The sequence below is a fragment of the Streptomyces sp. DF42 genome (assembly GCF_058267695.1).
On the sequence record NZ_CM177859.1, the window covers coordinates 3,822,932 to 3,848,186 of the forward strand.

Annotated in this window: 17 protein-coding genes; 6 read left to right on the forward strand and 11 right to left on the reverse strand. The window is 71.6% G+C overall.

Annotation, left to right across the window (positions count from 1 at the left end; genetic code table 11):
- Positions 1 to 41: 41 nt before the first annotated feature.
- The 5 genes from ACYUED_RS17340 to ACYUED_RS17360 all read right to left on the reverse strand — a co-directional run bounded on the left by ACYUED_RS17340 (position 42) and on the right by ACYUED_RS17360 (position 6,509).
- Positions 42 to 689 (reverse strand): SurA N-terminal domain-containing protein, encoded by a 648-nt coding sequence (locus tag ACYUED_RS17340; protein ID WP_491293176.1) that lies wholly within the window; start codon positions 687 to 689, stop codon positions 42 to 44.
- Between the two features lie 142 nt (positions 690 to 831).
- Positions 832 to 1,656 carry a glycoside hydrolase domain-containing protein gene (locus ACYUED_RS17345; protein ID WP_491293177.1) on the reverse strand — a complete coding sequence of 275 codons (825 nt, stop codon included), beginning with the start codon at positions 1,654 to 1,656 and terminating at the stop codon, positions 832 to 834.
- Positions 1,657 to 1,853: 197 nt separating this feature from the next.
- Positions 1,854 to 3,338 (reverse strand): protein kinase domain-containing protein, encoded by a 1,485-nt coding sequence (locus ACYUED_RS17350; RefSeq protein ID WP_491294304.1) that lies wholly within the window; start codon positions 3,336 to 3,338, stop codon positions 1,854 to 1,856.
- Between the two features lie 38 nt (positions 3,339 to 3,376).
- On the reverse strand, positions 3,377 to 3,994 hold the full coding sequence (locus ACYUED_RS17355; RefSeq protein WP_491293178.1) for a hypothetical protein: 618 nt from the start codon (positions 3,992 to 3,994) through the stop codon (positions 3,377 to 3,379).
- Positions 3,995 to 4,103: 109 nt separating this feature from the next.
- Complete coding sequence (locus tag ACYUED_RS17360; RefSeq protein ID WP_491294306.1) at positions 4,104 to 6,509, reverse strand: N-6 DNA methylase; 2,406 nt, start codon at positions 6,507 to 6,509, stop codon at positions 4,104 to 4,106.
- A 205-nt stretch (positions 6,510 to 6,714) separates the two neighbouring features.
- On the opposite strand from ACYUED_RS17360, the gene ACYUED_RS17365 reads away from it, so the two are divergent.
- Positions 6,715 to 7,419: an Rv1352/Rv1906c domain-containing protein gene (locus ACYUED_RS17365; protein WP_491293179.1), complete on the forward strand. Its 705-nt coding sequence runs from the start codon at positions 6,715 to 6,717 to the stop codon at positions 7,417 to 7,419.
- Positions 7,420 to 7,523: 104 nt separating this feature from the next.
- Positions 7,524 to 8,333, forward strand: coding sequence for a hypothetical protein (locus tag ACYUED_RS17370; protein ID WP_491293180.1), 810 nt, complete (start codon positions 7,524 to 7,526; stop codon positions 8,331 to 8,333).
- Positions 8,334 to 8,462: 129 nt separating this feature from the next.
- On the opposite strand, the gene ACYUED_RS17375 is transcribed toward ACYUED_RS17370, so the two are convergent.
- Entirely contained in the window at positions 8,463 to 9,191 is a 729-nt protein-coding gene (locus ACYUED_RS17375; protein ID WP_491293181.1) for an HNH endonuclease family protein, read from the reverse strand.
- A 188-nt stretch (positions 9,192 to 9,379) separates the two neighbouring features.
- Here ACYUED_RS17375 and ACYUED_RS17380 point away from each other — a divergent pair, with 188 nt between their 5' ends.
- Positions 9,380 to 9,565: an antitoxin gene (locus ACYUED_RS17380; RefSeq protein WP_491293182.1), complete on the forward strand. Its 186-nt coding sequence runs from the start codon at positions 9,380 to 9,382 to the stop codon at positions 9,563 to 9,565.
- A gap of 132 nt (positions 9,566 to 9,697) precedes the next feature.
- Here ACYUED_RS17380 and mfd read toward each other — a convergent pair whose 3' ends face one another.
- The 3 genes from mfd to ACYUED_RS17395 form a co-directional block, all read right to left on the reverse strand.
- Positions 9,698 to 13,240, reverse strand: a complete 3,543-nt coding sequence (gene mfd, locus ACYUED_RS17385; protein WP_491293183.1) for a transcription-repair coupling factor — start codon at positions 13,238 to 13,240, stop codon at positions 9,698 to 9,700.
- A gap of 390 nt (positions 13,241 to 13,630) precedes the next feature.
- Entirely contained in the window at positions 13,631 to 16,210 is a 2,580-nt protein-coding gene (locus ACYUED_RS17390; protein ID WP_491293184.1) for an ABC transporter permease, read from the reverse strand.
- Positions 16,207 to 16,995: an ABC transporter ATP-binding protein gene (locus tag ACYUED_RS17395; protein ID WP_491293185.1), complete on the reverse strand. Its 789-nt coding sequence runs from the start codon at positions 16,993 to 16,995 to the stop codon at positions 16,207 to 16,209. The genes ACYUED_RS17390 and ACYUED_RS17395 overlap by 4 nt, the downstream gene beginning before the upstream one ends.
- Positions 16,996 to 17,478: 483 nt before the next feature.
- Here ACYUED_RS17395 and ACYUED_RS17400 point away from each other — a divergent pair, with 483 nt between their 5' ends.
- The 3 genes from ACYUED_RS17400 to ACYUED_RS17410 all read left to right on the forward strand — a co-directional run bounded on the left by ACYUED_RS17400 (position 17,479) and on the right by ACYUED_RS17410 (position 21,259).
- A complete protein-coding gene (locus ACYUED_RS17400) occupies positions 17,479 to 18,981 on the forward strand; it encodes an MFS transporter (protein WP_491294307.1) in 1,503 nt (500 codons plus the stop codon).
- 188 nt (positions 18,982 to 19,169) lie between these two features.
- On the forward strand, positions 19,170 to 19,649 hold the full coding sequence (locus tag ACYUED_RS17405; protein ID WP_491293186.1) for a DUF485 domain-containing protein: 480 nt from the start codon (positions 19,170 to 19,172) through the stop codon (positions 19,647 to 19,649).
- Entirely contained in the window at positions 19,646 to 21,259 is a 1,614-nt protein-coding gene (locus ACYUED_RS17410) for a sodium/solute symporter (RefSeq protein ID WP_491293187.1), read from the forward strand. The genes ACYUED_RS17405 and ACYUED_RS17410 overlap by 4 nt, the downstream gene beginning before the upstream one ends.
- Before the next feature lie 62 nt (positions 21,260 to 21,321).
- On the opposite strand, the gene ACYUED_RS17415 is transcribed toward ACYUED_RS17410, so the two are convergent.
- Together ACYUED_RS17415 and ACYUED_RS17420 are read right to left on the reverse strand one after the other, a co-directional pair.
- Positions 21,322 to 22,209, reverse strand: a complete 888-nt coding sequence (locus ACYUED_RS17415) for a cellulose-binding protein (RefSeq protein WP_491293188.1) — start codon at positions 22,207 to 22,209, stop codon at positions 21,322 to 21,324.
- 194 nt (positions 22,210 to 22,403) lie between these two features.
- Positions 22,404 to 25,253 (reverse strand): SUKH-4 family immunity protein, encoded by a 2,850-nt coding sequence (locus tag ACYUED_RS17420; protein ID WP_491293189.1) that lies wholly within the window; start codon positions 25,251 to 25,253, stop codon positions 22,404 to 22,406.
- Between the last annotated feature and the right edge of the window lie 2 nt (positions 25,254 to 25,255).

Genomic DNA, 25,255 nt, shown 5'->3' on the forward strand with positions numbered 1-25,255 from the left:
GGCCCCCGAAGTTATCCACAGGGGCCGGCCCTGCCGGACCGTTACGCCGTCTGCTGCGTCCCGGTCGCCGTGACCTCACGCACCCAGGGGGTCTTCGCGTCCACGCGGCTGCTCTTCTGGACGTCCCAGGCGCCGTAGCGCGGGTTGAGGTCGACGTGGAGTTCCCTGGACGCCTTGGACAGGGCGTTCCAGAAGGCCGGCTTGCCGGTGTCGGTGCCGAGCGTCCGGGCCAGCTTCTGGGCCTCCAGCTGGAGGCGGAGGTTGTCGTCGAGGCGCTTCGGGGCGACGCCGTACTGCTGGAGCCAGGCCGTCTCCAGGGCCTTGGAGCCGCCGACCTGCTGCTCCAGGCCGGTGCGCATCTGCTGGACCTCCATGGCGGTGACAGTCACGCCCGAGTCCTGGGCGGCGCGACGCAGCACCTGGTCCAGAACCATCCCGTGCAGGGTGTCGCGGGTGATGCCACCGGTCTGCTCGACGGCCTGCTTGTACTGCGCCTGGTCCTTCACGGCCGCCCGCTGGGCCGTGCGCACCTCGTTCACCCGGGTCTCCAGTTGCGCCACGGTGATCCGTTGGCCACCGACGACGGCTGCCGCGCCGGGATGCGCGTCGCTTCCGCAGGCGGTGAGGACGGGGGCCGCGGCGGCGATCGCGGCGGTGAGGAGGAACGCGGTGCGACGGCGGCGGTGCAAGGAAGCCTCCCGAGGAGATTGTGCGACGGTGCACAAAGTCTTGCGGTGATCGATGGTAGGCAGTGGCCAGGCTCTGGCCAAGCCATTCGACCAACGATTCACCACGACTTCGGGCACCGCCGCGTTCCTCGGGTGCCGGAGATCAGCCCGTGATGGCGACCGGGGCGTCCCACGCGTCGCGGTCCACGGTGATCGTGTAGCCGTTCCGCGTCTCCTTGCTGTTGACCATGTACTGGTGGGCGCGGCTGTGGTTCGTGAACTGGGTTGAGCCCCACGGCCAGTCCGCCGTCGTGGTGTTCTGCTTGTCCCACAGCGCGTACCAGAGGTTGCCCGGCAGGTCGGTCTTGTCGGTCGCGGTGGCGATCGCCTTGGCACTGGAACTGGTGAAGCCGTAGTAGCCGGTGCGGTACGTCTTGACGTGCAGTTCCTTGTCGAAGGCGCGCACGTACGTCAGCACGGCGTTGTTGCACGACGTGTTCGTGATGTCGTACGACTCCATGTCCAGGTAGATCGGGCTGCCGGCCTTCATGCCGAGCGCCGACGCCTTGGCCACCGCGTCGTCCGCCTCGCTCTTGCCGACGGACGCGGCGGTGGAGGCACTGATCTTCTCGGAGCCGCCGGATCCGCAGGGCGGCTGGGCGCCGACGTAGAGCGGGATGAGCTTCCAGCCGAGGGTACTGACCGACTTCACCCAGGAGGCGGTGAGGTTGGGCTGGGAGCAGCCGCGGTTCTTGCCGCCGACGTAGACGGCGGCGGCGCCGTAGAAGCCGGTGTGCCAGGCCTTCATCGCGGAGAGGGAGGGCGCGGCGCAGGTGTCGAAGGCACGTCCGGTGTACGTCTTCTGCGCGGGCCAGGTGGTGGCGGCCATGGAGGTCTGCGCGGCGATGCCGGCTCCGGCGACGACGGCGGCACTCGCGACACCCCAGGTGACGTATCTGCGCTTCTTGGACTGCCGATGGCCTGCCATGTGTCCCACCCCTGTTGTGCGTTGCATGCAGCGTGCGCTGCATGCGGTGTGCGTTGCCCTGCGGATGTCGTGCGTCGCCTGGCGGTTGTCGTGCGTCGCCTGGCGAAAAACGCACCGCAACCTATCCGGACTCGTCCATCCGTTCGGAAAACTGAAACCCTGGAAGAACACAAGAATCTCCCAGGGCTCGGCAAAATCTAGCCGCGCACCTGTCCCAGCCACTGCAGCGTCCGCCGTATCTCCGCCGCGAGCGCGTGTCCGGGACCGCGCAGCCGGTCCACGTCCATCAGCAGGCGCGCCAGGGTCTCGTGGGCGGCGGCCCGGTCGCCGAGGGCGAGCAGGAGGAGACCGATGCGGCGGCGGACGTCGTGGGAGAGCTCGGGGTCGCCGGCCACGTACTGGTTCTCGTAGTACGGCAGCAGCGCGCGGTACTCGGCGAGCGCGGCCGCCGGTTCGCCGAGCGACTCCAGGCACTGGGCGGCCTCGTAGCGGAAGCGGAGCGACTGCGGGTCGGCCTGGCCGGCCTCGGTGGCGCGTTCGTCGGCGAGGCGGCGCAGTTCGGGCAGCGCGCGCCGGTACTGGCCGTCGTCCATGAGGGTGGCCGCGTACTGCTTGCGCAGGGTGCGGACGACCGGGGAGTGCTCACCGTGCTGCTCGGCCGCGGCGGGCAGGATCGCGCCGAGGATGTCGACGGCCTGGGTGATACGGCCCTCGCCGAGGAGGCGCTTGACCTCGTCGACGGCGCGGGCGACGTCGGGTTTCTCCGGCGCCGGCGCCATCGGGGCGGGCTGGGGCGCGGGAGTTCGCGCACGGTCCGGCCAGGGGGCGTGCGGGCGCAGGAAGGGACGCGTGGGGTCGAGCGGCGCTCCCGTGGGCATCCCGCGCGCGGGCAGGAGCAGCGCCAGGTGCTCGTACACCTCCTGCGCGGAGGCCGGGCGGTGCTGCGGGTCCTTGGCGAGCAGGCGCAGCACGAGCGCCTCCAGCGCCTCGGGCACCTCGGGGCGCAGGCGGCGCACGGGCAGCGGCGGCTCGTACAGGTGCCGGTGCAGTACGCCGAGGGCCGTCGAGCCCGCGAACGGGACGTCTCCGCTGAGGAGTTCGTGCAGCAGCACCCCGAGCGCGTACAGGTCGGTGTACGGGCCGACCGCGCCGCCCATCGCCTGCTCGGGCGCCATGTAGGCGGGCGAGCCGATGGGGGTGCCGGTGTGGGTGAGGCGGGTGGTGTCGGCGTCCATGACGGAGGCGACACCGAGGTCGAGGACGGTGACCGTGCCGTCCTGCTTCACCATCACGTTGCGCGGCTTGAGGTCGCGGTGGACGATCGGCACGGCGTGCACGGCGCTGAGCACGGCGCACAGTTGGGCTGCGACCGCGACCGCCCACTGCCAGGGGTACGGGTCGTGCTCGGCGAGGTGGTCGGAGAGGTCGGCGCCGTCGACGTACTGCATGACGAGGAACAGTTCCTCGCCCTCGCTGCCCGCGTCGTGCACGGTGACGAGTCCGGGGTGGTCGACCTGCGCGGTCACCCGGCACTCACGCACGAAGCGGCGGCGCAGTTCGTCCGCCTCCTGGCCGGCCACCTTGTCGGGGCGCAGCAGCTTCACCGCCACACGCCGGTCGAGCCGCTGATCGTAGGCCGTCCACACCTGTCCCATGCCGCCCTGCCCGATGAGGGTGGACAGTTCATAGCGGCCGGCGACGACACGTCCTGCCGCCACGGTCACCTTCCGCCCTCGGGGTGGCCGTCGGAATGGCCGGGATGCCGGCGCAAGTAGTCGCTCAGCTCGTCGAGTTCGGCGCGCACCTGGTCGATACGGGCGGGCGCGGGGCGCTGCGGCGGGGGCGGCGGTACGGGGGTGGTGGGCAGCGGGGTGGTGGGCACGGGGCCGGGTATGGGTGCTGCCGGCGTCTGCGGCTGGTTGGCCGCGTACGGCGACGGGGGCTGCGGGTAGCCGTAGCCCATGCCCTGGACCGGGGGCACCGGATAGCCGGTGGGGTACGGCCGGTGGTGGCGTATGTCCGCGTACAGGTAGTAGCCGGCGCAGGCCGCGGCGTTGAGCAGCAGGATGATCATGCCCGCGTTGCCGCTCGCCGTGCTGAAGTCGTCGGTGTGGTCGGCGGCCAGGAACGAGAAACTGATGCCGAGTACCGCCAGCGAGCCGCCGAAGATCCACCAGTCGCTCCGCTTGCGGGTCACGATCGCCGCCCGCAGCGGCGCCACCCACGCCAGGAATCCGATGCTGAGGATCGGCACCGCCACGAAGATCACGCGCAGCACGACCAGCACCCCGGTCGAGGGTCGACGCGGCGGGGACGGGGCGTAGCCGTGGCCCTGCATGGCTGCTCCTGGAGGCCTGATGGGGACGAACGTGAGTAGGATCCGAGCGTATAGGCCGACAAGGACAACCGGTCCCGGGTTGTACCGAACCGTTGTCGCACTGATCACTTCACCTGTCGCCCGGGGCGACCGTCCCGTCCGTCAGCCCGTCGTACATCCCGCGAACGAGCTGCTCTCCGAGCCGGCCCGCCTGCCTGAGCGTCCGCTCGAAGTCGTCCAGCGCGCGGAAGTGCGCGCCGTAGCGCCGCTGTTCGTCCAGGGCGAGCCGGGGCAGTTGGAGACGGCGCACATCGAGGCGGGTGGCCGTGGACGCGTAGCTGCTGGCCTGGCGGTTGTTGGCGGTGCCGCGCAGGAAGCCGGCGAGGAACCAGGGGTCGAGCGCGGCGGGATCGGGGCGCAGGAGCACGAGGTTGCGCCCCAGGGCGGCGCCCCCGGTGGCGTCGTCGATCACCCGCGCCACCGAGCCCCCGCCGAGCACCGGCACGACGACGTCGCCCGGTTCGGTCAGCACGGCTTCCTCGTCGCTCTCGGGGAGCGTGCCGGAGGGTGCCGTCCCGGCGAGGACGTCGTGGTCGGTGAGGACGGGCACGCGCGCGTGGCCGCCGTTTCCGCCGGTGCGCATCACCAGGGCTCCCCCGCGCGCGAGTTCGCCGACCGTGGTGAGCGGCCAGCGCGCCGGCCGCGCGGGATCCGCGGGGGGCGGGGTGAGGTCGGCGGTCAGGCGCAGGGTCTCGCCGAGGCGTTCACGTACGGAGGTGAGTGAGTCGCCGCCGTCGGCCGCGGTCGGGGGCGGGAGGTGGCGGGCCGGGGCGAGGTCGACGTCGTCGTCGAGGAGGTCGATGACGGGGAGGGAGCGGGCCAGGCCGGGGCGCTCCTCGAACGTGCCGGCGCGGTCGAAGGCCCGCCAGGCGTCGAGGACGGCCTCACGCACGGCCCGCCAGTCGGGCCCGCCGCGCCCTTCGGTGGCGTACTGCCCGGTGTCGGCGAGCAGCACCTCGGGCTGCGCGGGCGCCTTGTCGGGCCGGCGCAGCACCCACAGGTGAAGGGGGATGTTGTACGGGGGTGCCGCGCCGATCGGCAGGGCGATCACGGCGCGCAGCGCGCCGCGGCGCAGCAGGTCTGCGCGGATACGGCGGCCGGAGCGGCGGGAGGCAGCCGCGGGCGGCATGAGGACGACGGCGGTGCCGCGGTCCCTGAGGCGGGCGAGCGCGTGCTGCACCCAGGCCAGCTCCGACTCGTTGCGGGCCGGGAAGCCGTACTCCCAGCGGGGGTCGTAGGCGAGTTCGTCGTGGCCCCAGTTGCGTTCGTTGAACGGCGGGTGGCACAGGACGGCGTCGGCGCGCAGCTTGGGAAAGGCGTCGGCGCGCAGGGTGTCGCCCGCGGCGCCGCGCACGGTGGACCGGGCGTGCAGGGCGAGGCGGAGTGCGGCGAGCGCGGCGAGGTCGGGGGCGCTGTCCTGGGCGTACAGCTCCTGGTCGGGTCGGGGGGCGACGGCGCGGAGCAGGGCGCCGGTGCCGCAGGCGGGGTCGAGGAAGGTGCGGGCGGGGCCGGCGAGGTCGGCCATCAGGCCGGCGAGTTCGGCGGGGGTGAGCGTGTACTGGCGCGGGTTGGCATCGAGGTGCCGGCCGAGCAGGAACTCGAAGGCCTGGCGGGCACCCATCTCGGCGGCGAGTTCGGCGGCGCCGCGCAGGAGGGGGGCGGAGGGGAGGAGCTGGGGGCCGGCGGGGGCGTGAACGGCGGGCGGGGTGTTGGCGGGGTGCCCGGTGTTGGCGCGGTGCCCGGTGTCAGCGGGGTGCGGGGTGTTGGCAGGGTCCGGGCTGTTCACGGAGTCCCGGGCGTTCACGGGCTGCGGGCTGTTCACGGCGGGGGGCCCGTGAACCGGCGAGGCCGTGTGCGTGGTTGGTGGGGTGTTCACAGCCGCCTCTGCGCCTCCACCGGGCGAGGGGGTGTTCACAGCTGCCTCCGCCCCTCCACGGGGCGGTTCGGTGTGAACAGTCGGCTCCTGGCTTCCGGTCGACTGCGCGTGAACACCCGACCCCGCACCACCCGCTGCGGCGCCGTGAACACCGCGGTGACTGTGAACACCGCGAGCGCCGTGCGTACCGCGCCCCTTGGGCACCGCACCGAACCGGGGCACCAGCACGTCTTCCAGCGCTCCCGGCAACATCGCGGCCAGCCGCACGTCCGACCCGGCACTCACCTTGAGCCACACGGTCGGCCGGTCATGGATGAGCAGCAGGACGCAGCCGGCGTGTGTCAACGCCGTGACCGGGCCCTCGGGGTGCCCGGCGAGTTGCTGCCAGACGCGTTCCCGCAGCGGGACCTCGGCGAGTTTGCCCTGCTTGCGCAGCCACGCCTCGACCTCGGCGAGCGCGAAGGACGGGCTCGTCTCGGTGCCGCCGACCGGCTTGGGGAAGTCGGCGTGCCGGCGGCGCCAGTTGCTGACGGCGGCACGGCCCACGCCGGCGAGCCGGGCGATCCCGGCTGCGGTCACCTCTGTTGCGTTGTCCTGCACCCGCCGGCTCCCCTCGCCGCCCCGATCGTCGTGTGTGACGTCGAGCATACCGACGTACGCATGATCCATGCATTCACGGTCGTGTACATGACTGCATCCGTGAACCGTGTTGACTCGGTTCACACGCTCTGCTCTTATTGACCCAGCGAACAGCGAACGCCGAGAAGCGGCGGTCGCCAGGTCAGGCCCTAGGGGGGACATCGTCATGGGCATGAAGGGCAAGGTTGCGCTGGGCGCCGTCGTGGGGGTCGTGGTCATCGGGGTCGTCTCGGCGAATGCCGGCGACAACGGAGACGGCTCCGACGGCACGGGCAAGGGCAAGGGCTCCTCGGCGTCCGCCCAGCACGCCTCCGGCTCCGGCTCCGGCAGCAAGGGAGCTGCGAAGGGTGCGAAGGCCACCGAGAAGACGAAGGCCGCGTTCGCGGGGGACGGCGACTTCGAGGTCGGTTCGGACGTCAAGCCCGGCACCTACCGCACCACCGGCAACGGCGACGGCATGTGCTACTGGGAGCGCGCCAGGGACGCCAAGGGCGAGATGGACTCGATCCTGGCCAACGACAATGTGAGCGGCACCAGTTACGTGACCATCAAGGCCACCGACAAACTCTTCAAGTCCAGCGGCTGCAAGGACTGGACGGCCGTCGCCCCGAAGGCGAAGGGCACCGCGGTCTCGAGGATGGCCGGCGACGGTGGCATGTTCAGGGTCGGCACCGACATCGCCCCCGGCACCTACCGGTCCACGGGCAACACCGACGACTCCTGCTACTGGGAGCGGGCCAGGGACGCCGACCACGGGCTGAAGTCGATCCTCGCGAACAACAACGTGACCGGCACGGCCGTCGTCACGATCAGTTCCTCGGACGGCTACTTCAGAACGACCGGCTGCAAGGACTGGAAGAAGGCGGGCTGACGGCCCGTACGACTCGATCCACCGCTCGTCACCGCAAGGGGGCGCGCCGCACCGGGGCCGCCCCGTCTCACCTCACCTCATCTCACCTCCGACAAGGAATCCTCATGCGTCGCACCGCACTTGCCGCCATCTGCCTCGTCGCCGCGGCCACCACGGGACTCACCGCCTGCCAGTCCGGCACGGACGAGGCCGACGGCAGGACCGGCGACACGGCCGCCACCTCCGGCAAGCCCAAGGAACCGTTCGCCGGCCTCACCGCCGGCGAGATCGCCGACCGGGCGATGACGGCCACCACCGGCGCCTCCTCGCTCCGTATGAAGGGCGGCATCAAGGACGACGAGAGCGACGGCACGATCCACATCGACATGACGCTGGACAAGAAGAACGAGTGCGCCGGGACGATGGGCATGGGCGGCCAGGGCAAGGCCGACCTGATCAAGACCGGCGACACGGTCTACATGAAGTACGACGAGGCGTTCCTGCGCGAGCAGAGCAAGGGCGAGGCCAAGGCGGACGTGGACGCGGCCGTCGACATGCTGGCCGGCAAGTGGACCAGGATGTCCGCCAAGGGCTCGGACGCCAAGGACATAGCGAGCTTCTGCGACCTGGACACGGTGCTCGGCGGCGCCGAGGACATCGACTCGGACGGCAGCTCGTCCGGGGGCGTCGCACCATCGGTGACCCGTGCCGGGACAGCGAAGGTCGACGGCGCCGCGACCGTCGTCCTGAAGGCGAAGGACGGCAAGGAGAGGTACACGCTGTACGTCGCCACCGAGGGCAAGCCGTATCTGCTGCGGCTGGACAGCACGACCTCCTCGGACCCGGGCTCGGTCACGTTCAGCGACTTCGAGAAGCCGGTCCCGGTGCGGAAGCCCGTCGGCCACATCGTCGACCTGGACGCGCTGGACGGCTGACTCGAAGAGCGTGCCGCATCCGGACGTCGGGCTCGACGTAGACGGCGTATCCCCGTTCCGGTTCGCACCGCACCGCACCGCACCGCACCGGCAGGACGACCGCCGGAAACCGGTTTTGCGGGCGCCGGCTCAGCCCGCGTGGAAGCGGGCGGGTGCCTTCGTCGGGTTGCCGCCGGAGGGCAGTTTCTGCCCCGGGCACGCCTTGAGCACCTTCTCCATCGCGGCCTTCTCCGCCGCGGTCACCCACAGCCCGTACTTCTTCTTCACGGCGACCTGTGCGGCGACGTACGTGCACCGGAACGTCTTGTTCGGCGGCACCCATGTGGCCGTGTCGCCGTCGCCCTTGGAGCGGTTGGTGCTCGCGTCGACGGCGAGGAGGTTCAGCGGGTCGTTGGCCAGGGCTATGCGCTTGCCGGCGTCCCAGTACTTGGCGCCCTTCTGCCAGGCGTCGGAGAGGGCGACCATGTGGTCTATGTCGACCAGGCTGCGGCCGCGCCGGTAGGTCACCTCCTTGCCCGAGTACGGGTCCGAGTCCAGTACGCCGTACGACACCTTGCAGGTGCCGCCGGTGAACTTCACGTCGTCCAGGTCCCGTTTGAGGATGTCGTCGCGGGTGTCGCAGCTGTTGGAGTCGGTGTCGGCCCAGGCGGTGCCGAACCTGTCCCGGGCGTAACCCGTCTTCGGCGCCCGCCCCTTCACGGTCAGCGACTCGGCGGCGGTGAGGGCGGCGCCCCCGCCTGCTCCCCCGCCCCCGGTCGGCTCCGGCCCACTGGATCCGGTCTTGGTATCGGCCTTGCAGCCGGCCACGGCGAACACCAGCACGACGGCCGTCGCAGCCCCGCCCCTCAGACGCCTCACGGCGCACCCTCCCCTTGCCACCGGTTCGCCCCCGCATGGGGCGTCTTCCCTGGTACGGCTTCGCGCACACCGTAGCGGCAGGGCGCACGGGGTCGTTCACGAGGTCCAGACCACTACCCGCCCGAGTGGGCGCATGGGGCATATCGGTCGTATCGTCGTTGCTGAGCGACCCCGGAAGGAGCTTCTTTATGGGCATCTTCGACAGGTTCAAGAGCAACCGCCAGATGCAGGACAAGGCCAAGGACATGTCCGACGCGGCGGAACGCAAGGCCAACGACAAGACCGGCAACAAGTACGAGAGCCAGGTCGACGACGCCCAGCAGAAGATCGAGGGTCAGATGGGCATGGACCGGGACAGGCCCGAGCAGCCGTAGGGCCGCCGAACGGGTCGAACCGGCCGAACGGGCCTGGGAACAGAGGCCGTCCGCGGAGCCCGGCTCCGGCGGACGGCCTGTCCGGTCCCGGTCACCTGCCGGTCCCCGGTCAGCGGCACCCTCCCGCGAACCCTACGAGCCCAGGATCGACGTCAGGAACTCGCCCACCCAGCCCAGCAGTTCACGCCCGACGAGCGGCTTGCCGCCCACCTTGGCGGTCTTGGGCCGGGGCACCAGCAACTGGTGCACGGCCGGCTTGATGACCGTGCCCGGGTACAGGCGGTTGACCCTCAGCTCCTGGGATTCCCGCAGCTCCACCGGCGCGAAGCGGATGTTGTTGCCCTGGAGGACGATCTCGCCGACCCCGCAGGCGCGGGCGAGCATGCGCAGGCCGGCCACCAGCAGCAGGTTCTCCACAGGTTCGGGCAACTTGCCGTAGCGGTCGACGAGTTCCTCGCGTACGGCCTTGATGTCCTCCTCCGTGTTGGCGGAGGCGATGGCGCGGTAGGCCTGGAGGCGGAGGCGCTCGCCGGGGGCGTAGTCGTGCGGGACGTGCGCGTCGACCGGGACCTCGATCTTGACCTCCAGGGGCGGCTCCTCCTCCACTCCGCCCTCCAGCGACGCCCGGTAGTCCGCGACCGCCTCGCCGACCATGCGGACGTACAGGTCGAAGCCGACGCCCGCGATGTGCCCGGACTGCTCGCCGCCGAGCAGGTTTCCGGCGCCGCGGATCTCCAGGTCCTTCATCGCCACGTACATGCCCGCGCCCATCTCCGTGTGCTGGGCGATGGTCGCGAGGCGCTCGTGGGCCGTCTCCGTCAACGGCTTCTCCGGCGGGTACAGGAAGTACGCGTAGCCGCGCTCGCGGCTTCGGCCCACCCGGCCACGCAGCTGGTGCAGTTGGGAGAGGCCGAAGTTGTCGCCGCGCTCCACGATCAGCGTGTTGGCGTTCGAGATGTCGATGCCGGACTCGACGATCGTGGTCGAGACGAGGACGTCGTACTTGTTCTCCCAGAAGTCGACGACGACCTGTTCGAGGGTCGTCTCGGACATCTGGCCGTGGGCCGTCGCGATGCGCGCCTCGGGGACGATCTCGCGCAGGCGGGAGGCGGCCCGGTCGATCGACTCGACCCGGTTGTGGATGTAGAAGACCTGGCCCTCGCGCAGCAGTTCACGGCGGATCGCGGCGCCGATCTGCTTCTCCTCGTACGGGCCGACGAAGGTGAGCACCGGGTGGCGCTCCTCGGGCGGGGTCGTGATCGTGGACATCTCGCGGATGCCCGTGACCGCCATCTCCAGGGTGCGCGGGATGGGGGTGGCGGACATGGTCAGCACGTCCACGTTGGCGCGCAGCTTCTTCAGCTGCTCCTTGTGCTCGACGCCGAAGCGCTGCTCCTCGTCGACGATGACCAGGCCCAGGTCCTTGAACTTGGTCTCGGAGGAGAACAGGCGGTGGGTGCCGATGACGACGTCCACCGAGCCCTCCCGCAGCCCCTCAAGGACCGCCTTCGCCTCGGTGTCGGTCTGGAAGCGGCTCAACGCCCGTACGTTGACGGGGAATTGGGAGTAGCGCTCGGAGAACGTCCCGAAGTGCTGCTGGACGAGGAGAGTGGTGGGTACGAGGACGGCGACCTGCTTGCCGTCCTGGACCGCCTTGAAGGCGGCGCGGACCGCGATCTCCGTCTTGCCGTAGCCGACGTCGCCGCAGATCAGGCGGTCCATCGGGACCGACTTCTCCATGTCCTCCTTGACCTCGGCGATGGTGGTGAGCTGGTCGGGGGTCTCCGCGTACGGGAAGGCGTCCTCCAGCTCGCGCTGCCACGGGGTGTCCGGGCCGAAGGTGTGTCCCGGCGCCGCCATCCGGGCGCTGTACAGCCTGATGAGGTCGGCCGCGATCTCCTTGACGGCCTTCTTGGCGCGCGCCTTGGTCTTGGTCCAGTCGGCGCCGCCCAGACGGTGCAGGGTGGGGGCCTCACCGCCGACGTACTTGGTGATCTGCTCCAGCTGGTCGGTGGGGATGTACAGACGGTCGCCGGGCTGGCCGCGCTTGGCGGGGGCGTACTCCACGACCAGGTACTCGCGGGTCGCGCCCTGCACGGTGCGCTGCACCATCTCGATGTAGCGCCCCACGCCGTGCTGCTCGTGGACGATGTAGTCGCCCGTCTCCAGGGTGAGCGGGTCGATGGTCTTGCGGCGGCGGGCCGGCATCCGGGCGCCGTCCTTGCCGGCCGCCTTCTGGCCGGAGAGGTCGGTCTCGGTCAGGACGGCCAGCTTCAGCGCCGGGTCCACGAAGCCGTAGTCGATGGAGCCGCACGCCACGTGCACGACGGACGGGGCGATCTCCCCGAGTTCGATGTCGAGGCGGGCCGCGATGCCCTCGCCGCCCAGTACCTCGACCGTGCGGGCCGCGGGTCCGTGCGCCTCGGTGACGAACACCGTGCGCCAGCTGTCGGCGAGCCAGCCCTTGGTGTCGGCGAGGGCCTTGGCGGTGTCGCCGCGATAGGTGTCGGGGGCGTGCATGCCGAGCTTGAGGGTGTCCGCGTCGGCGCCAGGGGTGAACGTCTCGTCGGCGGCGAACGGCGACACCGACCACCACATCATGTCCAGCTCGCGCGCCCGGTCCCGGACGTCCGCGATGGACCGGAGCGAGGCCGCGCCGACGTCGATCGGGGCGTCGCCGCCGCCCGCGGTGGCCGCCCAGGAGGCCTGCAGGAACTCCTGGCTGGTGGCGACCAGGTCCGAGGCACGCGTGCGGACCCGCTCGGGATCGCACACGACGGCCATGGAGCCCTTGGGCAGGACGTCGAGCAGCAGCTCCATGTCGTCGACGAGGACAGGAGCCAGGGACTCCATGCCCTCCACGGCGATCCCCTCGGCGATCTTGCCGAGCAGCTCACCCAGCTCGGGGTGCTGCTCGGCGAGGGCACGCGCCCGCGTGCGTACGTCGTCGGTCAGCAGGAGTTCACGGCAGGGCGGCGCCCACAGGCCGTGGTCGGCGACCTCCAGGGAGCGCTGGTCGGCGACCTTGAAGTAGCGGATCTCCTCGACGTCGTCGCCCCAGAACTCCACGCGCAGGGGGTGTTCCTCGGTCGGCGGGAAGACGTCGAGGATTCCGCCTCGTACGGCGAACTCGCCGCGCTTCTCGACGAGTTCCACACGCGCGTACGCGGCCGCGGCGAGGGCGGCCACGATCTCGTTGAGGTCAGCGCTCTCCCCGGTCCTGAGCGCGACCGGCTCCAGGTCCCCGAGCCCCTTGACCTGCGGCTGCAGCACGGACCGTACGGGTGCGACGACGACGGAGACCGGGCCGGTCTCGGGGTCGTCGGGGCGTGGGTGGGCGAGGCGGCGCAACACCGCGAGCCTGCGGCCCACGGTGTCGCTGCGCGGGCTCAGCCGCTCGTGCGGAAGCGTCTCCCAGGAGGGGTAGTCCACGACGCCCTCCGGTGGCAGCAGCGAGCGCAGGGCGGCCGCCAGGTCCTCCGCCTCGCGGCCCGTCGCCGTCACCGCCAGCACGGGGCGGCCGGTCTCGCGGGCCAGTGCGGCCACCGCGAAGGGGCGGGCCGCCGGCGGGCCGACCAGGTCGACGTGCATGCGGTTGCCGTCTGCGGCCGCGTTGATCGCTTCCGCGAGGGCGGTGTCCTTGACGACGGCGTCGAGCAGACCGTGCAGGCTCATTCGGGGCGGCTTTCGTCCGGGGGCGGGCAACGCGAATCGCCCGACGCGCGCTGCGGGCCGGGGGTCCCTCCAGCGTACGTCGCGCTCCGCGGCGGCGCTGTCGCTGTGGACAACGCAGGATCACTGGCCGTGTCACTTGGCCGGATCACCGGTTAGCCGGCGTTTCGGTGACCGTCACTGGGGGCTGCCGCCCCCAGGCCCCCGCTTTCGGCCTGAACGGCCTTGTCCTCAAACGCCGGACGGGCTGATTGATGCGCACCGGCGTTGGAAAGGCGAGCCGGCACCCGCACAAACAGGCCCGGCGCCGAGGAGTCCCCCAAGACTCCCCGGCGCCGGGCCTTCCCCCGCAACCCCCGTGTGCGGTGGCTGTCCCCCCGTGTCCCCTGTCCCCTATTCGGTGGCGATGGCGTTCAGTACGTTCATCCGGCCCGCCCGGAACGCCGGGATCAGTGCCGCGAACAGGCCCACGAAGGCCGAGCCGAGGAAGACCGCGATCAGGGTCGGCCACGGGATCTCAAGGACCTTCAGGCCCTCCAGGGCAAGCAGCCTCTGGGCCGTCGCGCCCCAGCCCATGCCAAGGCCCAGGCCCAGCAGGGCGCCGAAGAGGGCGATGACCACCGACTCCATGCGGATCATCCGGCGCAGCTGCCGGCGCGACAGACCGATCGCCCGCATGAGGCCGATCTCCCTCGTCCGCTCGACCACCGAGAGGGCCAGGGTGTTCACGACGCCCAGGATCGCGACGACGATCGCCAGTGCCAGCAGGCCGTAGATCATGTTCAGCAGCTGGCCGATCTGGTCCTTCAGCGCCTGCTTGTAGTCCGTCTGGTCGCGCACCTCGTACTGCGGGTAGGCGTGCAGCGCGGACTTCAGCGACTTGTACGCCGCGTCCTGCTGCCCGTCCTTGGCGGTGGCGAAGACCAGCTGGTCGAGCGGCATCTTGTCGGCCGGCACGTACTTGGCGAGCGTGGCGATCGACGTGTACTTGGAGCCCGCGTCGATGAGACCGTCGTTGCTGGTGATGGCCCGGACCGTGAGGTTCGCGGCGGCGCCGTCCCTGAACGAGATCCTGATCTTCGAGCCCAGGTGGACGCCGTGGGCCTTGGCGAACTTCTCGTGGACGGACATCGAGTCGGGCAGGTAGGCGTCCTTGAGGTTTCCTGCGACGGTCTTGACGCGCAGGTCGGTCGCGTACGTCGGGTCCGCCGCCGTGATGTCGGTGTCCTCGAGCGTCTTGCCGTCGGGCGTGGTGTAGTCGGCCGTCGTCGTCCTGTACTCGGTGACCCGGGACAGCCCCGGCGTCGACTTCACGGCCTTGACGGCCTGCGGGGTGACCATCTGCCCGCGGTCGGACTGGATGATGAAGTCCGTGCCGACGGTCTTGTCGAGCTGGTCCGTGGCGGAGGCGACCATGGAGGAGCCGACCACCGAGAGGCAGGCGACCAGCGCGAGCCCGATCATCAGGGCGGCGCCCGTGGCACCCGTACGGCGCGGGTTGCGCAGCGCGTTGCGTTCGGCCATCCGCCCGACCGGGCCGAAGGCCCGCAGGAGTACGGCGCCCAGGACGCGCACCACGGCGCTCGCGAGCAGCGGGCCGATGACGACGAACCCGATCAGCGAGAGCACCACGCCCAGGCCGAGCCACAGCGATCCGTCGCTCGCCCTGTCGACGTTCGCGGCCACGTAGAGGCCGTAGCCGCCGGCGCCGGTCAGCACCACGCCCACCAGGGCCCGGATCCGGCCGGCCCGTGCGTCGGCCGGGGCTCCGGCGTCGCGCAGTGCGGCCATCGGGGAGACCTTGCCGGCGCGGCGGGCGGGCAGGTAGGCGGCGAGGACGGTGACGACGACGCCGAGCAGGAGGCCGACCACGGGGGTCGTCCAGGCGACCGTCAGGTCGGCGGTCGACAGATGCATGCCCATGGAGCCCATGAGCTTCATCAGCCCGACCGCGAGGCCGACGCCCGCGCCGACCCCCAGCACCGAGCCGAACAGGCCCAGCAGCAGTGCCTCGACGAGCACGGACCGGTTGACCTGCTTGCGGCTGGAGCCGATGGCCCGCATCAGGCCGATCTCTCGGGTGCGCTGGGCGACCAGCATCGAGAAGGTGTTGATGATCAGGAAGATGCCGACGAGGAAGGCGATTCCGGCGAAGCCGAGCATCGCGTACTTCATGACGTTCATGAAGCCCTCGACGTTCTTCTGGTTGGCGTCGGCGGTCTCCTTGGCCGTCTGCACCTTGTAGCCGGTGCCGAGCGCCGACTGGACGTTCTTCTTCAGCTGGGGGTCGGTCGTCCCGGAGGCGGCCGTGACGTTGACGTTGGTGAAGACGCCGGTCCTGCCCACGAGCGTCTGCTGCGCGGTCCTCGTGTCCAGGTAGAAGATCGCCGCGCCGGGGTTGGTGACCTGGAAGTCGGCGATGCCGGAGATCTTCGCGGTGTGCGTGCCGACCGCGCTGATCACGGACAGCTCGTCACCCATCCTGAGGTGGTGCTTGTCGGCGGTGTCGGCGTCGACCATGACCTGGCCGGAGTTCTTCGGCGCGGCACCCTGGGTGATCTTCATGGTGCGGGCGTCGTTGCCGTTCCAGCTGCCGACGATGGTCGGGGCGCCGCTGGACGGCGACAGGTTGTCCTTCTTGGCGTCGACGACGGTGACCGACGTGGAGAACACGGTCCCCTCCGCCGACTTCACGCCCTGTGCGCCCTGCACCGTGCCGACGACGGCGGCCGGCATGACCGGCGGCCTGCCGTTGTCGGAGGTCGTCTCGCCGCTGTCGGAGGCGCCCTTGGCGCTGACGGTCACATCGGAGGAGGTGGCCGCGAACAGCTTGTCGAAGGTGGTGTTCATGGTGTCGGTGAACACCAGCGTGCCGCAGACGAAGGCGACCGACAGCAGTACCGCGACCGCCGACAGCGCCATGCGCCCCTTGTGCGCGAAGAAGTTGCGCATCGATGTCTTCAGGACGGTCATGACGTACGCCCCCGGGCGTCGAAGTCCTTCATGCGGTCCAGGACGGCGTCCGCGGTGGGCTTGTACATCTCGTCGACGATCCGGCCGTCGGCGAGATACAGCACCCGGTCCGCGTACGAGGCGGCGACGGGGTCGTGCGTGACCATGACGATGGTCTGCCCGAGCTCGTCGACGGACCGCCGCAGGAAGCCCAGCACCTCGGCGCCCGCGCGGGAGTCGAGGTTTCCGGTGGGCTCGTCACCGAAGATGATCTCGGGCCGCGCGGCGAGGGCGCGGGCCACGGCGACGCGCTGCTGCTGGCCGCCGGAGAGCTGGGTGGGCCGGTGCTTGAGCCGGTCGCTGAGCCCCACGGTGTCGACGACGCGCGCCAGCCACTGCTTGTCGGGCTTCCGGCCTGCGATGTCCATGGGCAGGGTGATGTTCTCGAGCGCGTTCAACGTCGGCAGCAGGTTGAACGCCTGGAAGATGAAGCCGATCCGGTCCCGGCGCAGCTGCGTGAGCTTCTTGTCCTTGAGCCCGGTGATCTCGGTGTCGTCCAGGTAGATCTGCCCGCTGGTCACGGTGTCGAGGCCGGCGAGGCAGTGCATGAGGGTGGACTTGCCGGAGCCCGAGGGCCCCATGATCGCGGTGAACTGGCCCCCGGCGATGTCCACGTCGACATGGTCGAGGGCGACGACGCGGGTCTCCCCGGACCCGTACGCCTTGACGACCTGCCGTGCCCGGGCGGCAACGGCCGTACGACCTCCAGTGCCCCCGTGCCTGGGAATGGTAACGGCCGATGTCATGGTAATTCTCCTATGTCGGGCGGCAGTTGAATCTGCCGGCCTGCGGATGAGCTGTTCGCGGTGGTTCGTCGAGAAGCGGTACGTCGATGAGTCTGGTGCCGGAGAGGGGTGCCGCGCGCTGGTGCTCGGCACCCTCTTCAAGGGGGGAAAACCCCACCCCCGCCGGTTCGGTCAGCCGCCCCCCCAGCGGCATAAAGCCAGGTTAAGCAGGCTCCCGCCCGGTCTCCTCCTCCAGCGGGACGAACCCTCCCCGGGCCGTAGTACGGAGGAACCCCTAGGGGCAGTCCACCGACGGGTGGAGGCGATCTCGGGGTTCGGTCCACCCACCGGCCCACTGACCTTCCACCCTGCCGCGACAAATCAAGCAGGTGCCGCGCGAAGCGCGTCGTTGAGGGGCGGTGGTCGGGCGACGGGCGGGCCAAGTGGGAGAGTGGTCGGCGGCGGATAGATGCACGGGGAAGGAATCGCGTGGACCAGGGGGACGTGGACCAGGGGGACACCGAGATACGGGCGTCGGGGACGGGCGGGCGCCCACGGGGCACACCCAGAAGGGGAGCCGTCGTCGCCGCGCTGATGCTCGCGATGGCGCTGGCCGCCCTCGACGCCACCATCGTCTCCACGGCCGTCCCGCAGATCGTCGGCGACCTCGGCGGCTTCTCGGTCTTCTCCTGGCTCTTCTCCGGCTACCTGCTCGCCGTGACGGTGACGCTCCCGGTGTACGGCAAGCTGTCGGACACCTTCGGCCGCAAGCCGGTGCTGATCGCGGGCGCGGCGCTCTTCCTGCTGGGCTCGCTGCTGTGCGCCGCCGCCTGGAACATGGCCGCGCTGATCGCCTTCCGCATCGTGCAGGGCCTGGGCGGCGGCGCGCTGCAGGGCACGGTGCAGACACTGGCGGCCGACCTCTACCCCCTGAAGGAACGCCCGAAGATCCAGTCCAAGCTGTCCACGGTGTGGGCGGTGTCGGCCGTGGCCGGCCCGGGGATCGGCGGCGTCCTTGCGGCGTACGCCGACTGGCGCTGGATCTTCCTGGTCAACCTGCCCATCGGCGCGCTGGCGCTGTGGCTGATCGTCCGGCATCTGCACGAGCCGGAGCGGAAGCCGGCCGCCCGCCCCCGTATCGACTGGGCGGGCGCGCTGGCGGTGTTCGCGTGCGGAGGCGTCCTGCTGACGGCGCTGGTGCAGGGCTCAGTGGCATGGCCGTGGCTGTCGGCTCCGTCAATGGCCTTGTTCGGTACGGGACTTGTGCTGGCCGGGGTCGTGGTCCTGGTGGAACGCCGGGCGGCCGAACCGATCATCCCCGGCTGGGTGTGGCGCCGCCGCACGATCGCCGCGGTCAATCTCGCGCTCGGTGCGCTGGGGCTCCTGATGGTGGCCCCTTCGGTCTTCCTGCCGACGTACGCGCAGTCGGTGCTGGGGCTGGCCCCGGTGGCGGCCGGCTTCGTCCTGTCGGTCTGGACGCTGAGCTGGCCGGTGTCGGCGGCGCTGAGCCAGCACGTGTACCGGAAGATCGGCTTCCGCGACACCGCGATGCTCGGCATCGGGACGGCGGCACTGATCCTCTTCGCGTTCCCGTTCCTGCCCTATCCGGGCTCGGCCTGGCAGCCGGCGCTGCTGATGCTGCTTCTGGGCGGGGCGCTGGGCCTGTTCCAGCTCCCGCTGATCGTGGGCGTGCAGTCCACGGTGGGCTGGGCGGAACGGGGCACGACCACCGCGTCGGTGCTCTTCTGCCGTCAGACGGGCCAGACGATCGGCGCATCGGTCTTCGGCGCGGTGGCCAACGGTGTGCTGGCCTCCCGCCTGGGCGGCGCGGGCGACCTGGACTCGGTGACCCGGGACCTGGGCGCGGGTGCGGTACCGGAGGCGACCCGGCGGGCGATCGCGGACGCGGTGCACGCGGTCTACTTCGGCGCGGCCTGTGCCGCGGCACTGGCGTTCCTGGTCCTCCTGCTCCTGGCCCCGCGCCGCTTCCCCGTGCTCACCGACTGAACGGTCGGACACCAAAAGTCTGAGTTAACGCCGGTAACATTGCAGGTCAGCGTAGTAAGCGCATACCGACCAATCAGTTTGGTGAAAAGCTCGCGCTGCCCGGGTACCGGCGAGTAGCGTGCGTGGCTCCGCCCCCCACCTCCCTGCGGTCCTCCGCACAGGACCCGAGCCACGCAAGGAGTACCGGGATGTCCTACGACCAGTCCCCGTCGTACCCGTACCGCCGTCCACCGCACAACCCGCCCCCGCCCTACGCCGCCGCCTACCCGTGGCTACCGCCCACCGAACCACCCGAACCACCCGAAGCAGCCGCACGGCGCCGGCCCCCGGAGCCCGCGCTCGGGCACCACAGCGATCTGCGGATCCTGCGCAACGCGCACCGCTGGCAGCGGCGCACCGCCACCCTCACCGCGCTCGGCTACTTCACGCTGTTCCTGATCCTGTCGGCGTTCGCCCCGTCGTTCCTGTCGGCGTTCGCCCCGTCGTTCATGACGAGCACCGTCACCGACGGCCTGCCGACCGGCCTGCTGCTGGCACTGCTGCAGATCCCCGTCACCTGGCTGGCGATCGCTCTGTACGAGCACACGGCCCGCCGTTACGTCGACCCGATCGCGGACCGCATCCGCAAGCAGTCGGAGCTGGACGCCAAGCGGGAGGCGGCACGGTGACGAACGGCTTCAGCGGAAACGCACAGGCCATGTCCCTGGTCGCCTTCTCCACCGTCGCCGCGATCACGCTGCTGCTGTGCGTGATGACGGGCCCGGACGGCGACGACCTCGACGAGTTCTACACGGGCTACGGCTCCCTCTCCCCCATGCGCAACGGCCTCGCGATCGCCGGCGACTACATCTCCGCGGCGAGCGTGCTGGGCACGGGCGGCGTGATCGCCCTGTGCGGCTACGACGGGATCGCGCTGGCCCTGAGCACCGCTCTGTCCCTGATGCTGCTGATGTTCCTGCTGGCCGAACCCCTGCGCAACGCGGGCCGGTTCACCATGGGCGACGCGCTGACCCGCCGTATGCCCGGACGCGGCGTCCGTATCACCGCTTGCGTGGTGACCATCGCCGCACTGCTGCCGCTGATGCTGGTGCAGCTGGCGGGCACGGGGCAGCTGCTGGCGTTCATCCTGGGCTTCTCCGGCGACTCGCTGCAGACCGGCTGCATCATCGGCATCGGCGCGCTGATGATCAGCTACGCGGCGATCGGCGGCATGAAGGGCACCGCCCTCATCCAGATCGTGAAGATCGTGATGCTGCTCGGTTCGGGCGCCGTGGTCGCCGTACTGATACTCCAGCGCTTCGACTGGGACCCGGGCGCCCTGTTCAACGCGGCCGCCGCACAGAGCGGCGCCGGCACCTCCTTCCTGCACTCGGGGCTGGAGTTCGCGGGCAGCCCCAACCCCCGCCTGGACATGATCACTTCGGAACTCACCATCGTGATCGGCGGCGCCTGTCTGCCCCACGTCACCATGCGCATGTACACCGCGCGCAGCGCCCGTCAGGTGCGGCGCTCGATGTCCTGGGCGGTGTCGTCGGTGGTGCTGTTCGTGCTGATCATGACGGTCGTCGGCTTCGGCGCCACGGCGCTGATCGGCCGGGCGGTGATCGCACAGGCCGACCCGCAGGGCAACACGGCCTATCTGCTGGGCTCCCGCGCGGCCTTCGGCACGAGCGTCTCGGCCGCCGAGACCTTCCTCTTCACCGCGGTCACCACGGCGATCTTCCTGACCCTGCTGGCCTCCGTCGCCGGCATGATCCTCGCCTGTGCCAACTCCCTTGCCCACGACGTGTTCGCCACGCGGGTGCAGGAGATGTCGGGGCGCCGCGAGATGCTGCTGGCCCGGGTCTCCGCGCTCGCGGTGGGCGTCCCGGCGATCCTGCTGGCCACCCAGGTCCAGCACCGCAACCTGCAACCCCTGGTGACGCTCTCCTTCTGCATCGGCGCCTCGGCCATCGCCCCCGCGCTGGTCTACAGCCTCTTCTGGCGCCGCTACACCCGTACGGGCCTGCTGTGCACCCTGATCGGCGGCACGGCCGCGGTCCTGCTCCTGATGCCGGGCACCAACCTGGTCTCCGGTTCCCCTGCCGCCGCCTTCCCCGACGCCGACTTCAACTGGTTCCCGTTCACCACGACCGGCCTCGTGACGATCCCGCTGGGCTTCGCCCTCGGCTGGCTGGGCACGGTGGTCTCCGGCCGGAAGGCCTCGGAGGAACAGCGACGGCAGTACGAGGCGGTGGAGGGCTGGATTCTCGCCGGGGCGGTACGGCGGAACGGGTGAGGTGAGGCGGGGCGGAGCCCGGGTGCGGCCGGGGCGGAGGGCCGCGCCACCGCCCCCCGCCCTCACTCCCCCGACGTCGAACCCGTCAACGCCGTAAGACTGTTGCGTACGTTGTCCATCTGCGCCTGCACGTCGTCCGACCGCTCCCCGTGCTCCCGCAGCACCTGCTCCGTCTCCCGGGCGATCTGCTCCTCCCGCAGCCGCGCTCCCGCGAGGATCTCGGCGGCACGCGCGCGTGCCTCGTCCATGGACCGGTGGGCGAACTCCTGCGCCTGGCCGAACGCCCGCTTCGCCTCGGCCAGCTCCGCCTTCGCCCGCGCCAGCCGCTCCGTGCCCCGCACCTCGCGGGCGGCCACGCGCTCGGCCTCGATCTGCTCCAGCTCGGCCAACCGCCCGGCGAACTCCCTGGCCTGCTCCGCGCGCACCGCGAAGCTGCGCTGCCGTTCCTCCCGCAGCGCTGCCAGCGCCTCGCCACGGCCCGCCTTCACCGCACGCCGGGCGCCGATGCGGATGTTGTCGGCCTCGGCCTGCGCCGCGAGGAGCCGCTGCCGGGCGCGTTCGTCGGCCTCACCGCATACGGCGTCGGCGTGCGCCTGTGCGGCGTCGCTCACGCCGGTCGCGTACTCCTGCGCCTCGTCCAACAGGCGCTGCGCCTCCTGCCGAGCACGCTCCCGTACCGCCGCGGCCTCCTCCTCCACGCACTGGAAGAGCTGCCGCGCACCCTCCCCGAGCGTCTCGTACGCCTGCGGGGCCAGCTGCGCCACCGTCTCCTGCAGCAGCGCGGCCTCCGCCTCCATGTCCTTGGCGAGCACGGTGAGACGGGCCGCTCTCTCCCATGCGGCGTCCCGGTCCAGGGAGAGGGCGTCGGCGAAGGCGTCGACCTGGTCGGGACAGTAACCACGCCCCCGTACGACCCAGAAGCCGTGGGGCGAGACCGATGCGCTGCTCATCCTGGAACCCCTCTCTGCCGGACCCTGCGCCGAACGGGAGCGAAAATCATGAGTGCGCGCACATCTTGATATATGGGACTCAAGTGTTCATAACGCGACACTCCGGGCGCGGTGGGCACAGAAAGGGGCCGGGCCGGTCGAGAACGACCTGCCCGGCCCCTCAGGATCGGATCAGATGGGTCAGCGCCGGAGCATCACAGCAGCCCGTCCCACATCTGCTCCAGGAGCACCGACCACCAGCTCTCCGGCGAACCGAGCGCCGCCGGGTCCAGGGAGGCCAGCTGGGCCTGGAAGTCGACGGTCCAGCGGCCCGCCTGCTCCTGGTTCAGCCCGAACCTGAGGCGCCACATCCGGCCCAGCAGCGCCAGGCACCGCTGGAACTCCGGCAGCCCCGTGTTCACGAACTGCGGCGGCACGGGTGCCCCACCGGGACCCGCCTCCACCGGCACGGCCACGATGTTCGCCGTGCCGTACTGCACACAGACCGCCCGGCCGAAGTCGCTGCCCATGACGAGGTACGAGCCCGCGTCCGCGGCCGGCTGCACACCACGCTCCTGCGCCAGTTCGGCGAGCGTCGGCACCGGCCGCCCCGGCTGGGCCTGCGCCCAGAAGAACGGCCCCATGTCCATCGGCAGCCCCGCCACCACCAGCGCCTGTGCCACGACCGGCGGCACACCCTGCCGGGACACCGCCGCCTGCTCGAACCGGAACACACCCGGCCCGAACGCCCCCGCCATCTCCTGCGCGATCCCCTCCGGCGGAATCGGCGGCGCGGCCTGCACCGGCGGCAACGGCGCGCGCACCGGCGCCGGGCGCGCCGGCCCGTCCGCGACCTGGTGCAACTCGCCCTGGTGCGCGATCAGTTGCTGCATGCCCTGCTGCCGGCTCGCGTGATCCGTGCCGTACGGCGCGATGCTCGCGATCCGCGCCTGCGGCCACTGCTCGCGGATCATCCGCGCGCAGTAGGCACCCGGCAGCTCGCACGACTCCAGCTCCGTGTGCAGCTCCAGGACCTGGTCCGGCGGCACGTTCATGCCCCGCAGCTCGTGGAAGATCTGCCACTCCGGGTGCGGAGTGCCGGGCGCCGACCGCCGGATCAGCTGCTGCTCGGAACCGTCCTGCGCGCGGTAGCGCAGGACGGCCTGGTAGCCGGGACCCACGGTCGGCTGCGCCTGCTGCGGGTGGCCGTACGCCGGCTGCTGACCGGGCGGCGGCATCGCACCGGGCGGCATGGGCGGCTGGGACATCGGCGGCTGCGGCATGGGCGGTGCCATACCGGGAGCGGCAGGAGCACCGGGGATGCCGGGGGCCTGCGGCGGCGGGGGCGCGCCGGGCCCGCCCACGGGGGGCGCGGCCAGCATCGTCTCCGCATGATGAACGGCGCCTCCGCGCCCACCCGCGGACCCGCCCGGCACTCCGGGGGCACTGGGAGGCTGCGGAACACCGGGGCCACCAGGCGCACCCGGGGCGCCCGGGGCTCCGGGGAAGGCCGGTGCGCCCGGCACACCCGGCGGCTGCGGGGCACCTCCACCGGGGCCCATCCGACCGGGGTCGGCAAGCATCGTGGCCGCATGGTGGACACCACCGGGAGGGGTCCCGCCGGGCGCGTTCGGCGCACCGGGCGGATGGGGGGCGCCCGGCGGATGCGGCGCACCACCGGGTGTGCCAGGTGCCCCAGGAGCCTGCGGCGCCCCGGGCATCCCCGGACCCTCGGGTCCGTGGGGACCGAGCGCGGACACCAGCTGCGTCGGAACGTAGCCGCCGGCGCCCGACCCGGGCGGAGGCGTACTCCCCGGCCGCGCCCCGGGAGCACCGGGGGCGCTCGGCGGGTGCGGAGTCGTCGAACTCCGGCGCGGCGGGGGCGCCGCCTTGCTCGTCGCGGCGTCGGCGATGTCCCCGGCGTTCGACGCGAGCGGCCGCCCCGGACCAGCCGGGGGCTGAGGCGCACCGGGCGCCCCGCCGGGCGCCTGCGGGTAGCCGTAGGAAGGCGCGGGCGGCACAGGAGGCGGCGGCGTGGCACCGGCCCCCGGCCCCTGCGGATAGCCGTACGACGAAGGCGCAGGCGGCGGCGTGCCACCCGGCACAGGAGCAGCCGGCGCAGACGTGCCCGGCACGGCGGCACCACTCGGACCCTGCGGATAGCCGTACGGCGCCCCACCCTGCCCGGGCGGCGGCGGAGACACCGGCGCACCGCCCGGTGCACCCGGCGCGTTCGACGCCCCGCGCGCTCCCGGCACACCCGATGCACCCGATGCACCCGGCACACCCGGCTCGTTGACTGCCGGCGCCAACGTCGTGCGCGGCAGCCGGCTGCCGCCCGACATCAGCGCCGTCTTTGCCTCGGGCGGCGTGTCCTCGCCGGACTCGCTCAACGGCGGCGCGAACACGGTCGCGGGCAGCGGCACGGAACGGTCCTCGCCGGCGTCCGCGTTGGTGTCGGTCCCGGCCCACGGAGTCGCCCCGGCAGGCACACCAGGAGCCCCGGGCGCCCCGGCGCCACCGTCGGCGCTCGCCCCGGCCTCCGGCCACCCCGCACCGCCACCGGGCGCAACCGGTGACGACCCGGCCGGCACCCCCGCCTGCGTCTCGGGCAGCGCTCCGCCCCCGGACGCACCGTCACCCGACGAACCGGCCGCGGCACCCGCGCCGCTCCGCCGATCCGGGATGCCCAACTTGTCCGCCGCCTCCTGCAACCACTCCGGCGGACTCAGCAGGAACGACGTCTGATTCAGATCCACCCGTGCCGGAGCCGCCTGCGCCGGAGCGGGCTCACCGGTCTCGTCCGGGCGGCCGTACTCCTCCTCGTACCGGCGGACGACCTCACCCACCGGAAGCGACGGCCACAGCGTCGCCTCGCCACTGTCGCGGGCGATCACCAGCCGCTGACCACCCCCGTCCGAACGCGGCCCGTCCGCCCGGTCCTCGGCCCACAGCACGAACCCGAGCCCGAACTCCCGCACCCGCACCTCACGATGCTGGTACGAGGGCAGCTCGCCGTTGATCCACTCCTCGGCGCGCTCCTGCGCCTGCGCGAAGGTCACCATCG